The organism is Methanoculleus thermophilus, assembly GCF_001571405.1.
GTDB classification, from domain to species: Archaea; Halobacteriota; Methanomicrobia; order Methanomicrobiales; family Methanoculleaceae; genus Methanoculleus; species Methanoculleus thermophilus.
The window spans coordinates 117,998-131,245 of the sequence record NZ_BCNX01000004.1 but is presented as its reverse complement, the minus strand read 5'-3'; the positions used below and the strand labels follow the sequence as shown (position 1 = coordinate 131,245).

Here is a 13,248-nt window from a genome sequence, read left to right as displayed (position 1 = left end):
TTTCGGGATTATCTCAAAAATTTGCGTTCCTCTTTCCTATCGGAATTACATATGGGGAGTGCATCTTGATACCCGGCAGATAATTGAGGCAATTCAAATAAATGTGGATACAGCCTCCTTTAGCAAAATAAACGAATATCTACGATTTCTTAAATTCCGCCAAAGATTTTGCGAGCATTACTGCATTGGTATAATTTGCTGAGGCGCGCGACGTATCTACGAAAATATCATCGATATTTACCACCGGTGCACCATGCCCCGTCCCCGCTCCGAGGAACGTGAGCGTGCGAAAGATCAGGTTCCCCGATATCCCATCGGGAGCGAGAATCATCCCATACCGCCCCACCACATCCTCGATCAGGATCTCGGCATGCTCCGCACCGGTCAGGCGAGCGACAAGTTCAGCATCCGCCATGCTCCGGTCGACGGTCGGATGCCGCCCGACATCTCCGAGCCTTCCGCCCGAGAGGACCGCCACCTTCTCCGGGAGACCGAAATTTCGGGCAATAAGACGGCCACGCTCTACGAACCGCATCTTCTCTGTGACGGTCCAGCCCTCGTCGACTCCGACCGGGGCGAGGAGAAAGAGGCGCCCGTCGGCGGTCTCAAGAAGGGCAATCCGCTCCAGTTGATCGACGCCTGCGACTCGTTTGAGAGCCTTCAGGGTGGAGGACGCAGGCAGCGTGCCCCTGACGGCGGCGTCAATCCTGCCGTCGGTGAGAGCCGCAACAAGGGCCTCCTCTGGTTGCTCCGCCTCGATGACCTTCACAGCATCTCCGAACGAGCCAGCAGTCCCCGGCTGGGAAAAAAGAACGAGGTCGACCTCATGACCGACCGCCCTGACAGTTGAAAGGATGCTCTCTGTGGGGGATGCCGCTCCAAGCCCAACCGTTACCGGCATGCTCCACCTTCGGAGAAGATCCGCATGATACCCTCCTGGTCCAGATCAAAGACCTGTGTCTCACGGCCCAGGTACCTGACAGCCAGTCTTCGGCTTCCGTCGACCTTCCCGATTGGGGCCGCAGTGATGCCGACGTCGGCAAACCGATGGCAAACCTCCTCCACATTCTCCTCCTTCGCGGTCAGGATGAACCCCATACCCGGGTACATGCGCACCCACTGCTCGAAGGGCAGCTTGAGCGCGGCGAGATCCGGTCGGGGTATCGCCTCCAGGTCAATCACTGCACCCTTTTCGCTTACCTCAAGGAGCATACCGAGTGTCCCGATGACACCAGGGTTGCTGATGTCTTTTCCGGCCGTCACCAGATGCTCTCTCCCGAGATCCTCCATCAGCCGGATCTGGGCGCGGACCACTTCTGCGGACTTCATCGTGACCGAATCCCAATTGTAGCAGCATGAAGGGTGTATCCGGCCATCGAGGTCTATCGCCGCGATCACCCGGTCGCCCTCCTCCGCTGTATTCGAGAAGATGATCTGATCCATCCTGGCTGTTCCGAGGATCGCCACGTCCACAACGTTGTATGGTGTATCGGGGTGCAGATGCCCACCCACGATCGGAACGCCGAACTGCGCCGATGCCGTGACCATACCCCGGGTCACCTCATCGCGGATCCGGTCGTTCGTGACTGAGAGGATATCGACTATCGCAACAGGCCTCCCTCCCATGGCAGCGATATCGTGAACGTTCACGAGCACGGCACAATACCCAGCCCAGAAAGGGTCCGCTTCCATGAGTTTGCTCCAGATGCCGTCAGCCGCAAGCAGCAGTGCATCATCTGTATTATGCCTGATAACTGCAGCATCCTCACCAAACGAGGCGACGACATCGGGGCTCTCTATACGGAGGGAACGAATCACGTCTCCAATAACTTTCTTCCGGATAACGCCCTCATACTCTCTGACGGCCTGTGCTACCGTATCGGTGGAGCAATCCTTCACCACAGGAACACCAACACTCCACTTTTCTTTATGGTATTCTGCCTCATCAGAGATAATGTATTTGATTCCCCGGTATTATGCACTCTGTTCCCGATGATGATCAGGGCGGCAGAGATCCGGGTCATCTCGTTTTGCAAGAAGAACCGCGGACTGTTGCCGCGCAGGGACGAGTCCAATCCACGTGTTCTGATACAGAGTTGAATTTTTGTTCCACCGCGACGAATAGATCAGCATGGACTGGGCGGAGAAGTACAGACCACAGCATCTCTCGGACATTGTGGGGAACTCGAGCGCCATCAGGCAGATGTACGAGTGGGCGCGGGACTGGTCGCGAGAGAAAAAACCGCTCGTCCTGTACGGAAAGCCCGGCATCGGCAAGACCTCGAGCGCTTATGCCCTTGCAAATGATATGAACTGGGAGGTGGTAGAACTGAACGCCTCCGACCAGCGAACAAAATCGGCGCTCGAGCGGGTGGCGGGGTCGGGATCTACAACAGCCAGCCTCTCCGGGGCGTCCCGTAAACTCATCCTGCTCGATGAAGCCGACAACCTGCATGGGCAGGCTGACCGGGGCGGGGCAAAGGCGATCATAGAGATCATCGCCGAGTCGAAGCAGCCAATGATTCTGATCGCAAACGATTACTACGCTCTCTCAAAAGAGCTCAAAGCAGCCACCGAACCCGTCCAATTCCGGGCTCTTCAGGCCCGCTCGATCGTACCCCGCCTCCGCCATATCTGCGCTGCAGAGAACCTGGCATGCGACCCTGCCGCACTCGACGAGATTGCAAACCGCGCCAGCGGTGACATGCGGGCCGCTGTGAATATGCTCTACGCCGCAGCCATAGGTAAGGACAGCCTCACGATGGACGATCTCCAGACCTCCGCAAAGGATGAGCGCTCCACCATCTTCGAACTCATCGGGGAGGCATTCAAGGGTCGTAGAGATGCCGATCTGATTCGCATGGCTTTGGAGGTCGAGGATACCCCGGATACCATCGCACAGTGGCTCGAAGGGAATATCGATCAGATGCCCGATCTCGCTTCCCAGGCAAAGGGTTATGCTTACCTCTCAAGGGCCGACGAGTATATCGGCCGCACCTATCGGCGGCAATACTACACCCTCTGGCGATACGCGAGCGCTGTGATGCTCCTTGGCATCGCCGATGCTGCGGGAGGGCACGGAATCCATAGCCGCATCATGCCGCCGGCGCGCTGGCAGAAGATGGCATCATCCAGGAAGCAGAAGGCAATCAGAGCGGGTTTGACCAGGAAACTCAGCGAGATGATGCATATCCCGGAGAATCTCCTGCGCGAAGAGTTCTTCACCGCAATCAGCCTCCTCGTTGAGGCAGATCCCGCTGCTTACGTCCGCGAGTTCCAGCTGGATGCCGACGAGCTCGTCCTCTTCGTTCACGACAAAGCCCTGGCTACGAAGGTGGTCAAAGGTGTTGCAAAGGAGGAGAAGGATAAAGCCAAGAAGGCTTCCAGAAAAGAGAAGACCTTGAAAAAAGGGCAGAAGCCAAGAGACGATGATCCTCCCGACGAACCCGATGAGGTGCGGCAGGACCTACCCCCGGGCCAGGCAACGCTCTTCTAAGTTCGGCGGTGGTAGCGGTGAAGGAGAACGGGACCACAGTTCACGAGTTCTCCGCCGCCCTCATAAATCTCGCATCCCAGATGGTAAACCAGGAGATCGCTGTTGACCGATCTTGCAAGCGCGATCAGCGGCGGGATCATCTCCACACCGGGGCGGACGGCATAGATCACGTCCGCACCCGCATAAAGTTCACGTTTGGGCTCGAAGATGTCATCGGTCACAACGGGGAGGCCCTCGTGTCGGATATCGGATCGTATGTCGGTGCAGAGCATGAGGGCGCCGGCAGAAGCGACCATCCTTGCGGCCTCGGGATTATTCCCGATGCCCACTTCCACGGCCCGCCGGTAATGATCGGCAATATACTCCCCAATACATCGTTCAATACGTTTATACCGACACATTACCCAGAAATTAGGTAATGAGCATCAATATTCTTTGGGATCAGCAGGCACCAAGAGGTATCGAGCTCCCCGTCGCCCGGATGATCGAGATGATCCTCGGGCGAGAGACCAGACTCCTCGAACACCCGTTCCTCATCGATGGCTACAACAGGGACCGAGACCAGCACGATGCTCAAAAGATCCTTGATCGCCTGCAGGATACGTTCACCCGCAGGTATTCGATCAATGGCCCCCTGCTGCTTGTGACCTCCCGCGACCTCTACGTCACCGGGTGCGACTTCGTCTTCGGCCTTGCACGATCGGCAAGCAGTGTCGCGGTCGTCTCGACCGCCCGACTTGGTAATGAATACTACGGCAGAAGACCGGATGATGCCGATCTGATCGATCGGACAGCAAAAGAGGGAGCACACGAACTCGGGCACCTTCTTGGGCTTGGACACTGTGACAACCCCGAGTGTGTCATGTTCCGGCCGCGGACACTGGACGAACTGGACCGAAAGAGAAAGATGCTCTGCCCCGCCTGCAAGGAAGCCCTAGACTCGTGAGAAAGAAGGTGTCTATGTGCATCAAAGACACCAAAAACTCACGCTCCGAGTACTACCGGCGTTCAGAAGCGAGCGGCGGGGAAGGATAAAGGAAAGTATTAAACGAGGGTCTGGGAAACCTAGAAGTGAGTTAGTATGGGCTACTCTTCTTCCTTGATCCAGCGAAAGTTCAAAGATATTGTCGGGAGGCGCTACGAGGCAGTTCTCAAGGAATATGGCGAATTCCTGCTTACCGACGAGGAGATGATCATCCCGGAGGTCCGCTCCATCCTGATGCCGCTCGATCTCTTCGTCCAGGATATCACCGATGAAGCCATCGATGTCCTCTCCGCCTACGATGCCACCATCTCGCTCGCCTACATTACCGATGCCAGGGTTATCGAACTCATTGAAGAGACACTCGACCATGAATCGATGAAAGAGTTTCTGGCAAAGAAAGAAGAGGAGGGCCAGAAGTTGCTCAAGCAAATCGCAGCAAGACTTGAGGAACACGGTTTTTCAACACAGTCAAGGATGTTTGTCGGGCGTAAGGGTGATGATGTCGTCCGAATGGCAAGTAACTTTGATATGGTTGCGCTCTCCCGGCGCTATGCCCATGGTACGGAGACCGATCCCTCGATCAGCCCGACCGTCCTGCGCATCTGCCAGCGGGTAGAGATCCCTGCGTTCATCTACTGACGGGTGCCGAGATGGATACGGTTGCACTGATCGCGGTAGCGGTCTTTCTCTTCACCTACGCGCTCATCATCGACGAGCGGATCCACCGGGCGGTCGCCGCCATGCTCGGCGGCGCGATCGTCGTCTTCGTCGGGATCGTCCCCTGGGATGCACTTCTTCACCATATCGACTTCGGGACAATCTTTCTGCTCCTCGGGATGATGATCATCGTCAATACCGCCCGCGGCAGCGGTCTCTTTGAATATATTGCAATACGGACAGCAAAACTCGCTAAAGGCAGCCCGATCAAGGTTCTCGTCCTCTTTGCGGCCGTAACGGCGATCGTGAGCGCGTTTCTTGACAACGTCACCACTGTTCTTCTTCTCACCCCGATGCTCCTCTACATCGCGAGGGTGATGAACCTCAACCCCGTCCCGTTCCTGGTCACGGAGATCTTTGCCTCGAACATTGGCGGGGCGGCGACGCTCATCGGGGACCCGCCGAACATCATGATTGCATCCTCTGCAGGACTGACGTTCAACGAGTTCCTGATCCACCTTGGGCCCATCATGGTCATCGATATGGTCATCCTCATCGGGTTGATGTACGCCATCTATGGTCGGTCCATGAAGGTGAACCCCAGTGAGCGCCAGGAGATGATCAGGGTACTTGAGGGACTTGACGAACGGGCGGCTATCGTCGACCGGTCCCTCTTCAACAAGTCGGTGGCCGTGATCGCCTTCGTGGTTCTCCTCTTCTTTGTCCACGACCGAATCGGGGAGATCCTGCATATTGTACTGCCGTTCGTCGACCCGGCGATGGGGCTTGAACCCGCAGAGGTGGCCCTTATCGGGGCGGCGATCCTCCTCTTCTGGAGCCGGCAGTCGCCTGAGGAGATCTTTGAGAAAGTCGAGTGGCCCGCCCTCTTCTTCTTCGGCGGACTCTTCGTCATCGTCGGCGCCCTCGTCGAGACCGGCGTCATATCGAGCATCGCCGCGATCATGATCGAGAACGTCGACTCGACCGGGGAGGCGATGTTCATAGTGACCTGGTTTGCGGCCATCGCCTCGGCAATCGTGGACAACATCCCCCTGACCGCGGCGATGATCCCGCTCATCCACGACCTCGGATCGACGATGGACATCTACCCGCTCTGGTGGTCGCTTGCCCTCGGTGCGTGCCTTGGCGGCAACGGCACCGCCATTGGAGCATCGGCAAACGTCGTCGTCATCGGTATCGCCGAGCGGGAAGGGATCGGCATCACGTTCATTGACTTCCTCAAAGTTGGAATGCTCGTGCTCTTCCTGACGGTAGCGGTAGGGTTTGGAATACTCTGGTTGAAATTTGTGGTGTGAATAGTATGAAGATACTCGTGCTCATCGATGGGTCAAAGTGGAGCCAGAAAGCGGCTCTCCACGCGATCAAACTGGCAAAGCGGAAGAATGCCGAGGTCGTCCTCTTCTCAGTCCTGGATATCGCTGAGGCCAAAGCGATGGCGTTCAACTTCTGCACGCAAAGCGGTATCTGCGAGATGTTGAAGGATTATGAGGGCCGGATCTGGAACGATATGAAGAAGAGCATCGCGGACGATCAGAACAACATCCTCACACGATACCGGGGGGAGAAGATCCTCTGTTCGGGAAAGATTGTCGAGGGCAATATCCGGGATGAGGTCATCAAGGAGGCAAACTCCGGCGGATACGGTCTGGTCGTGATGGGCGCTTTCGGTCGGAGCGGAAAGAACCGGATCAGCGCCCTGCTCGAACAGATCGGCGGCGCGGTCAAGCCGCCGCTGCTCGTCGTCAGATAACCCTCATTTTTTGACAGACTCCACCTGTTTGAGATCATCTGTGAGGTCTTCGGATAGGTCAACCGTCCAGAAGTCTCCGCTCGCCGGAAGCCTCATGGTGAAACTCGTCGTAGTGTCGACCGAAACGATGCTGCCAGCGGGCACAACGATCTCAAGCAGGTGCCCACCGGCGGTGCGGTCGGCGGTGATGAAGTGGAGATGGTAGCCGGGAACGTTGATACCCTCTGCGAACCTGGGTGCCCAGAACCCGACGGCGGTTCCGGTGACGTTCTCTAAGGTAAAGACCGTCTGGTTTGCCGTCACGTCCGCCAGCCGCGGGTAGGGCTTATCCTGGGCGGGCACGCTCCGGGTTACCGCCCGCGGGAAGGTGCCGTCCATCCGGATCGCATAAAAGAGGTTCTTTGAGGGGAGCTCCGCCTCCAGGCAGCGCCCGAGACTGGTGAGGTTCATCGGCTCGCTGGTAACGAGAAAGAGATCCGGGTTAAAGAACGTCGTCGCTGCAAACGGCGTCGTCGCGTTCCCGGCGACAGGGTAGGCCCGTCCATCGACCCGTATCAGATACCACTCGCCGTCCACCCCAACGAGTTCCCCGTCGAGCCGATCGCGCACCCGATCCCGAGGTCCCCATAGGTTGCGAGTTCGTCGTAGGTCATGCTCCCGTCATACACGCCCTGCAGGAGCGCATCGATCGTCGAGACCTGAAAGAGCCTCTCACGGTCGATCTCGTCATCGGGCCCGGCAAAGATTGGTGCGATCATAAGGGTGATGCAGACCCCGGCAAAGAATGAGATGGCAAGAGCAGCAGCGCCATAATAAAATAATGTCCGTTTATTCATGTAAAACCGCTCATAATAGCCCGATATCCTCATACCAGAGGTCGGGATGAGCCTCGATGAACGCATGCATCATCGTCTTGCAGACATCAAGATCCAGATCGAGCACCTCAACCCCATGGGACTCAAGAAACTCCCGTGCTCCCGGGAAGTTCTCCGACTCCCCCGCCACGACCTTCCCAATCCCGAACTGGACAACCGCTCCCGCACAGAGATAGCAGGGCATCAGCGTGGAGTAGAGGGTGCAGTCCGAGTAGTTCAGGATCCTCCCGGCGTTTCTCAGACAGTCGATCTCGGCGTGGAGGAGGGGGTCGTTACACTGGACACGCCGGTTCCGGCCCCGCCCTATGATCCGACCATCGCGGACCAGCACCGCCCCTATAGGGATCCCGCCTTCTCTCAGCCCCGCCTCTGCCTCCTCAATGGCACACTTCATGAATAGATCCAACTCACCACACCACCCTGGCGCCTAATTCAGTATATAACCTGATCGCAACGGCCAAATAAGTAAATGAGGTTGTTCCAAGATTATAAACCCATAGGAGTCGAGAGTGGTGCACCCAAAGATCAGGAGTCGGTATGACTCCCGCAAGAAGAAATGCATCCAGGATGGAACGGTGCAACGAAATCCGCACCGCGCAAGGCTCCAAGAACCGGAACTTCGGTGAGATGCTTCATGCAACCTATGGCATAACCAGTATCGAGGAGCGGTAACACGATCCCCGGCAGGGGGCTTTGCTGGCCATAAACAGATCGTCTCTCCCGTAACGAGCAAGGCCCCAAAGAGGGCAGCATCCTGTCAGATGGTTGGGATCTCTCGCTCGGTTACAATCTCATCAAGCGCCTCCCGGGCAGCAAGCCTGACCTCGCGGTCGGCGTCGCCGAGAAGGTTGACCAGGGGTCCCCTGGCACGCAGATTTCCTATCCGCCCGAGCGCCCATGCAGCCATCTTCCGGACTCGCGGCTTTGGATCGTTGAGCACCCGGATCAGCGGCTCGACCGCCCGGGGGTCGCCGATATTCCCGAGCGCCCACGCTGCACCCGCCCGAACCCAGGGGCTCTCATCCGCAAGGCAATCTATCAGCGGGAGAACGGCTTCGCGTCCATCGAGATGCCCGAGTGCCTTCGCCGCCTTCCACCGAACATCGACATACTCGTCATCCAGCGCCTGGATCAGGGGCTGCACCGCACGACTATCGCCCAACTCACCAAGCGCATCAGCAGCTCGCCATCGGTCGTTGAGATTCTCGGACTCCAGCATCAAGAGGTACCGATGAAGCCTCTTCTCCCTGTTGAGGCTTCCTATCTCTCCTCCAGTTACTGACGAACCCTCTCCCACCATAGGCCATCTTGCGCTCACTTGGGCCGCCCAAGTATAAGGTTTTGCCCCGGAGAAGTATGCCTCTCATGAGGTGCATTTTTCTACTTTCCCTGCCTTCACCATAGTATGGAGAGTTCGACCGGTAAACCGGAGGGCACAGCATTCCCAAAGGACCTGGAAAGCATCGGCATCGTTCCCGGAGCGAAGATTGATATCAGAGACCTTGACACGCTGAGTAAGCAGCGTAACTTCCATGTCTACCTTTACTTCGAGGAAGACCTGGCCCGGGACTCCACACTCCCAAAAGACCTGCAGGAGTATAGCGACGTCCCCGACCTTGAGCGCCCGTTCATCAGACTGGATGCGTTCCTCCGGTTCGCCACCGAGTCGGACCCTTACTTTGTCCAGCGCCTGAACGAACTTCCGCTGGTCATCGAGGTCATCGCCTACGGGGAACTCAACATACGGGAAGGGAGATCCATCCCATACATAAAAGGAGTGATGCCGTTCCTGGACGAACTCACGATGGAGGATACGCCGGGCGTATCCTGATCCCCCTGTCGCTTGATCCGCAGGCACCTTAAGGACATCCAGATGAAGGAAGGTGCCTGATCGACATTTTAACGCCGCTCTGGCCCGAGAAGGAGCGGTTCTACATTATATAAAGATCGGAAGCATATTTTAGTGCGAGATCGAAAACCCTATGCCATAATTATCTCAAAACTACAGTCCACTCACTCAAGCAGACAGGATGTAGTGCACCCCGATCCCCCGGAAAGGGATCTTAATTATTGTATAGGAATGTTGCCACAGTGACAGAGAGTTATTGCCCAACGGACCTACCAGAAATATCCTGGGGTACGCATGCCTGCCTCTTCTACCAGAACCAGCATGAGATCGTCAAGACTCTGGTGCCCTATGTCCAGAGTGGATTGGATCAGGACGCATATTGTCTCTGTATCGCGACAGAGCCTCTGCCGGTCGACTCATTAAGGAAGGCCCTTGCAAGGAGGATTAAAGACCTGGACCGACGCCTGAGGCGAGGAGAGATCGAGATCCTGGATATCCACGATTGGTATTTACGGGGCGGCAAATTCTCGTGCTCTACAGCGTTGGAGAACTGTCTCCAGAAAGGCCTCGACGCCCAGGAGAGGGGCTACGAAGGCATGTTCATTACAGGTATCCTCTCCTGGCTGACAGAAGCAGAATGGGATGCCTTCATGAATTACGAGACGTCGGTTAACCGGACAATAGGTGATTGCCGGATAGCTGCCCTCTGTGATTATTCGCTTGAGACCTGCGGGCCATGCGAACTGTTGGAAGTCGCTTCCAGGCACCAGGTGGTTATCATCCGGCGGGACGACGGATGGCAGCAGATCAGCATGCAGGATGAACCGGCATCCTTTATAGAACAAAGCGTTATTGACCAGCTTGAGACGAACATCGGGCAATTCGCAACCCTTGCCGACCGAATCCGCCATCCCCTTCAGATGCTCATGGCGATAGCCGACCTACATGAGAGTGAACACTCTGAGACGATCCGCAAGCAGGTCCAGAGCATCAATGCAGTCGTCCGGCAGCTCGACGCCGGCTGGGCCGATACGAGGGTGGTCAGGGAGTATCTCCTGAACCACGATCTCGCGAGGAGCCATCCGGGATCAGTCAGGGGAGCCGGATCGTGCCTGCACCCTTCAGGATATCCAGACTCACATCAAAATTCCTGACCGTATGGGTGAGGGCGCCCATGCTGATGATGTCGATCCCGGTCATGGCATACCTGGCAAGGTCAGCGGCAGAAACCCCTCCGGAAACCTCGAGGATCACCCATTCCCGAAGACCCCGCTCTTTGAGTGTACGGACTGCCTCCTCGACCGCATCCGGCCCCATATTGTCGAGCAGGATGATGTCGGCTCCGGCATTGGCGGCCGTGACCGCATCCTCAGCCGTCTCGACCTCCACCTCGACGGCACGGTAGAGACTCTTTTCTTTCGCTCTTCGAACTGCTTCCGGCAATGGCACCAGCGCGAGGTGATTATCCTTGATCAGGATCATGTCCGAGAGCGTGTAGCGGTGTGGGTCTCCCCCGCCAAGAACCACCGCCTTCTTGTCCAGCAACCGCAGCCCCGGTGCCGTCTTTCGGGTCGCTGCAACCCGCACGGTAGGCGAGACTGCTCTGACCGCATCGACCGCTTCACGGGTCCGGGTCGCTATCCCGCTCATGCGCCCGATGATATTGAGCGCTGTCCGCTCAACAAGAAGGATCGCCCTCGCAGGACCGTCGAGTTCGAGAAGGGTGGTCCCCGGCCTGACCGGCCGACCGTCGGCTGAGCGTGCTCGAACCGTGACCCCAAAATGCTCAAAAAGCGCCCGTGCCTCCGCAAGACCGGCGATGATTCCTGAATCCTTCGCCTGAATAACTGCCCGGCAGGTTACCTCGGGAACAACCGCATCGGAAGTGACGTCGCCCCACGGTGCGTCTTCTTGAATAAACCTGAGGAGATCTTCGATCGGGATCACAGGCTCACCTCCCGACAGCAAGCATCCGTTCGATGGCTCGCCGTGCCCGGTCCATGACCTCAAGCGGCAGGACGACCTCGTGCTCCTCGTGCTCGAGTGCTCTACGAAGGTCAGCGAGGGTTATCTTCTTCATATCCGCGCATACTGCCTCCGGTTTCTCGTAAAAGACCCTTCCCGGGTAGAGCATCCGGAGGCGGGCGACCAGCTCACGCTCGGTGAAGACCGACCAGGGCTCATCCGTACCTGCAGCGTTCCGGAGCATGCCCCCGGTGGACGCAATCAGGTCGGCCTGCTCCAGGACCTCCGGCGGGCATTCGGGATGACAGACGATCATACCGCCTTTCTTTCGTGCCGCCTCAACGTCGGCAAGGGTGAATCCGGCATGGACATAGCAGTGGCCATAGGGCGGTACCGGAATGATAGTCTTTTCGGGAACTTCCCGCTGAACGTACGCTGCAAGGTTTGCATCCGGCCCAAAGAGGATTGTATCATTCGGTAGCGATCGAACGACGCTGACTGCGTTTGCAGAAGTACAGGTGATGTCGGCAAGTGCCTTGACCTCTGCCGTGCTGTTGACGTAGACTACAACGGCCGCATCAGGATACCGCTCTTTTGCCTCCAGGAGAAGATCCGGGGTCAGGAAATCGGCGAGAGGGCATCCCGCATCCTTAATTGGCATGATCACTTTCCGTTCAGGGTTGAGGATCTTCGCCGTCTCGGCCATAAACCGGACACCGCAGACGACGAGCAACTCCGCACGGGTCTCCTTCGCTTTCACTGCAAGCTCGAGGCTATCGCCCACCACATCGCCGAGTGCCTGAATAGCTACGGGCTGGTAGTTGTGCACCAAGACGACGGCATTCTTCGCAGATTTGAGAGCACGGATCTCCGTCTCCATTGTTACGTACCCACCACCAGAGGGTTCTCGAGGTTCTTTAGGAGCGTCAGGATGGAGAGGGCAGCCATATAACTTGTTGCAGGGTTATCGGGGCTCGGGACGTTCCTGACCCGGACATAAATATCCCCGAAGTCGCCCTCGACGAATATCTCATGAGTGTTCCTCTCTGCCTCGGGGTCAACCCAGAGTTCCACATCGGCATCCCTGCCGGCAGCGAGTCCCAACGCTACTGCGACATTGATGTTTTTCGGGTATTGCCTAATACAGTCGTGCGCCAGGCCCTTAAATATCTCCATCCGCCTCGTAGCCGACATCCCAAGCGACGAAGGCGGTTTTGTCGTTCGCAGGAGGAGTTTTGTCGGAGGTGAAACCTGGCCTATCTTGAGGTTATCAAGCCCGAGGATTGCGCCGCTCGGGATCCGGATCTTCCTTCCCGCCTCTCGCGCAACCCCGACGAGATGATCACGGAACTCCGCATCCGCAAGGGCTCCGCTTGAGAGAAGGATGATATCTCGCCCGGAACGGAGGACCTTTTCCGCGTAGTTCCTGACAGCGTCGACGGAGGCGGCTTCCACAACGATCGAGAAGTCCTCTCGCATGAAGGCGTCAAAGTCCGTATAGGGGCGGGCGTGACAGAGTGCCGCTAACCTTTCCGCCCGCTCAGGAATAATATCGAAGACCGCAACAACCTGGATGCTCTCAGCGTGCGTGGCGATGATATGTCCAACGTTGCCGCATCCCAGCAACCCTATTTTAATCATCAAATAAAG

The 13,248-nt window shown here is 57.2% G+C and carries 15 protein-coding genes and 1 pseudogene; 7 read left to right on the top strand and 9 right to left on the bottom strand.

The annotated features are described in order from the left end of the window. Positions 1–139: 139 nt before the first annotated feature. Positions 140–901: a methanogenesis marker protein Mmp4/MtxX gene (mtxX, locus tag MCUTH_RS02520; protein ID WP_066955064.1), complete on the bottom strand. Its 762-nt coding sequence runs from the start codon at positions 899–901 to the stop codon at positions 140–142. Continuing rightward, positions 892–1,902, bottom strand: coding sequence for a methanogenesis marker 2 protein (locus tag MCUTH_RS02515; protein ID WP_066955061.1), 1,011 nt, complete (start codon positions 1,900–1,902; stop codon positions 892–894). Before MCUTH_RS02515 ends, mtxX begins: the two co-directional genes overlap by 10 nt. 229 nt (positions 1,903–2,131) lie before the next feature. Between MCUTH_RS02515 and MCUTH_RS02505 the strand changes: the two genes are divergently transcribed. After that, positions 2,132–3,496, top strand: a complete 1,365-nt coding sequence (locus MCUTH_RS02505; protein ID WP_066955056.1) for a replication factor C large subunit — start codon at positions 2,132–2,134, stop codon at positions 3,494–3,496. Here MCUTH_RS02505 and MCUTH_RS02500 read toward each other — a convergent pair. Further along, positions 3,493–3,897: a UPF0146 family protein gene (locus MCUTH_RS02500; protein WP_066955053.1), complete on the bottom strand. Its 405-nt coding sequence runs from the start codon at positions 3,895–3,897 to the stop codon at positions 3,493–3,495. The two genes, MCUTH_RS02505 and MCUTH_RS02500, sit on opposite strands and share 4 nt — an antisense overlap. 17 nt (positions 3,898–3,914) lie before the next feature. Between MCUTH_RS02500 and MCUTH_RS02495 the strand changes: the two genes are divergently transcribed. The 4 genes from MCUTH_RS02495 (at position 3,915) to MCUTH_RS02480 (ending at position 6,909) form a co-directional block, all read left to right on the top strand. Continuing rightward, positions 3,915–4,442, top strand: a complete 528-nt coding sequence (locus MCUTH_RS02495) for an archaemetzincin family Zn-dependent metalloprotease (RefSeq protein WP_066955051.1) — start codon at positions 3,915–3,917, stop codon at positions 4,440–4,442. Positions 4,443–4,577: 135 nt separating this feature from the next. Continuing rightward, the gene (locus MCUTH_RS02490; RefSeq protein ID WP_066955048.1) at positions 4,578–5,120 is read left to right on the top strand and encodes a universal stress protein; all 543 of its coding nucleotides are present in this window, start codon (positions 4,578–4,580) and stop codon (positions 5,118–5,120) included. An 11-nt stretch (positions 5,121–5,131) separates the two neighbouring features. After that, complete coding sequence (locus MCUTH_RS02485; protein WP_066955045.1) at positions 5,132–6,454, top strand: ArsB/NhaD family transporter; 1,323 nt, start codon at positions 5,132–5,134, stop codon at positions 6,452–6,454. A gap of 5 nt (positions 6,455–6,459) precedes the next feature. Beyond that, on the top strand, positions 6,460–6,909 hold the full coding sequence (locus MCUTH_RS02480; RefSeq protein WP_066955042.1) for a universal stress protein: 450 nt from the start codon (positions 6,460–6,462) through the stop codon (positions 6,907–6,909). 3 nt (positions 6,910–6,912) lie between these two features. On the opposite strand, the pseudogene budA reads toward MCUTH_RS02480, so the two are convergent. From budA to MCUTH_RS02465, 3 genes and pseudogenes are all read right to left on the bottom strand, one after another. Continuing rightward, positions 6,913–7,562 (bottom strand): annotated as a pseudogene (budA, locus tag MCUTH_RS02475) (acetolactate decarboxylase). Positions 7,563–7,755: 193 nt separating this feature from the next. After that, positions 7,756–8,178 (bottom strand): nucleoside deaminase, encoded by a 423-nt coding sequence (locus MCUTH_RS02470; RefSeq protein ID WP_201784928.1) that lies wholly within the window; start codon positions 8,176–8,178, stop codon positions 7,756–7,758. Positions 8,179–8,541: 363 nt separating this feature from the next. Next, positions 8,542–9,003 (bottom strand): HEAT repeat domain-containing protein, encoded by a 462-nt coding sequence (locus tag MCUTH_RS02465; RefSeq protein WP_224732746.1) that lies wholly within the window; start codon positions 9,001–9,003, stop codon positions 8,542–8,544. A gap of 186 nt (positions 9,004–9,189) precedes the next feature. On the opposite strand from MCUTH_RS02465, the gene MCUTH_RS02460 reads away from it, so the two are divergent. Beyond that, on the top strand, positions 9,190–9,615 hold the full coding sequence (locus MCUTH_RS02460; RefSeq protein WP_066955033.1) for a hypothetical protein: 426 nt from the start codon (positions 9,190–9,192) through the stop codon (positions 9,613–9,615). Positions 9,616–9,875: 260 nt separating this feature from the next. Next, complete coding sequence (locus MCUTH_RS02455; protein ID WP_066955030.1) at positions 9,876–10,787, top strand: MEDS domain-containing protein; 912 nt, start codon at positions 9,876–9,878, stop codon at positions 10,785–10,787. Here the strand turns inward: MCUTH_RS02455 and nadC are convergent. From nadC to nadX, 3 genes are read right to left on the bottom strand one after another with little or no spacing between them, the layout of a single operon-like run. Continuing rightward, positions 10,726–11,580: a carboxylating nicotinate-nucleotide diphosphorylase gene (gene nadC / locus MCUTH_RS02450; RefSeq protein WP_066955027.1), complete on the bottom strand. Its 855-nt coding sequence runs from the start codon at positions 11,578–11,580 to the stop codon at positions 10,726–10,728. The genes MCUTH_RS02455 and nadC overlap by 62 nt on opposite strands. Positions 11,581–11,584: 4 nt before the next feature. Then, positions 11,585–12,478 carry a quinolinate synthase NadA gene (gene nadA, locus MCUTH_RS02445; protein ID WP_066955023.1) on the bottom strand — a complete coding sequence of 298 codons (894 nt, stop codon included), beginning with the start codon at positions 12,476–12,478 and terminating at the stop codon, positions 11,585–11,587. A 2-nt stretch (positions 12,479–12,480) separates the two neighbouring features. After that, positions 12,481–13,239 carry an aspartate dehydrogenase gene (gene nadX, locus MCUTH_RS02440; RefSeq protein ID WP_066955019.1) on the bottom strand — a complete coding sequence of 253 codons (759 nt, stop codon included), beginning with the start codon at positions 13,237–13,239 and terminating at the stop codon, positions 12,481–12,483. Positions 13,240–13,248 lie beyond the last annotated feature (9 nt).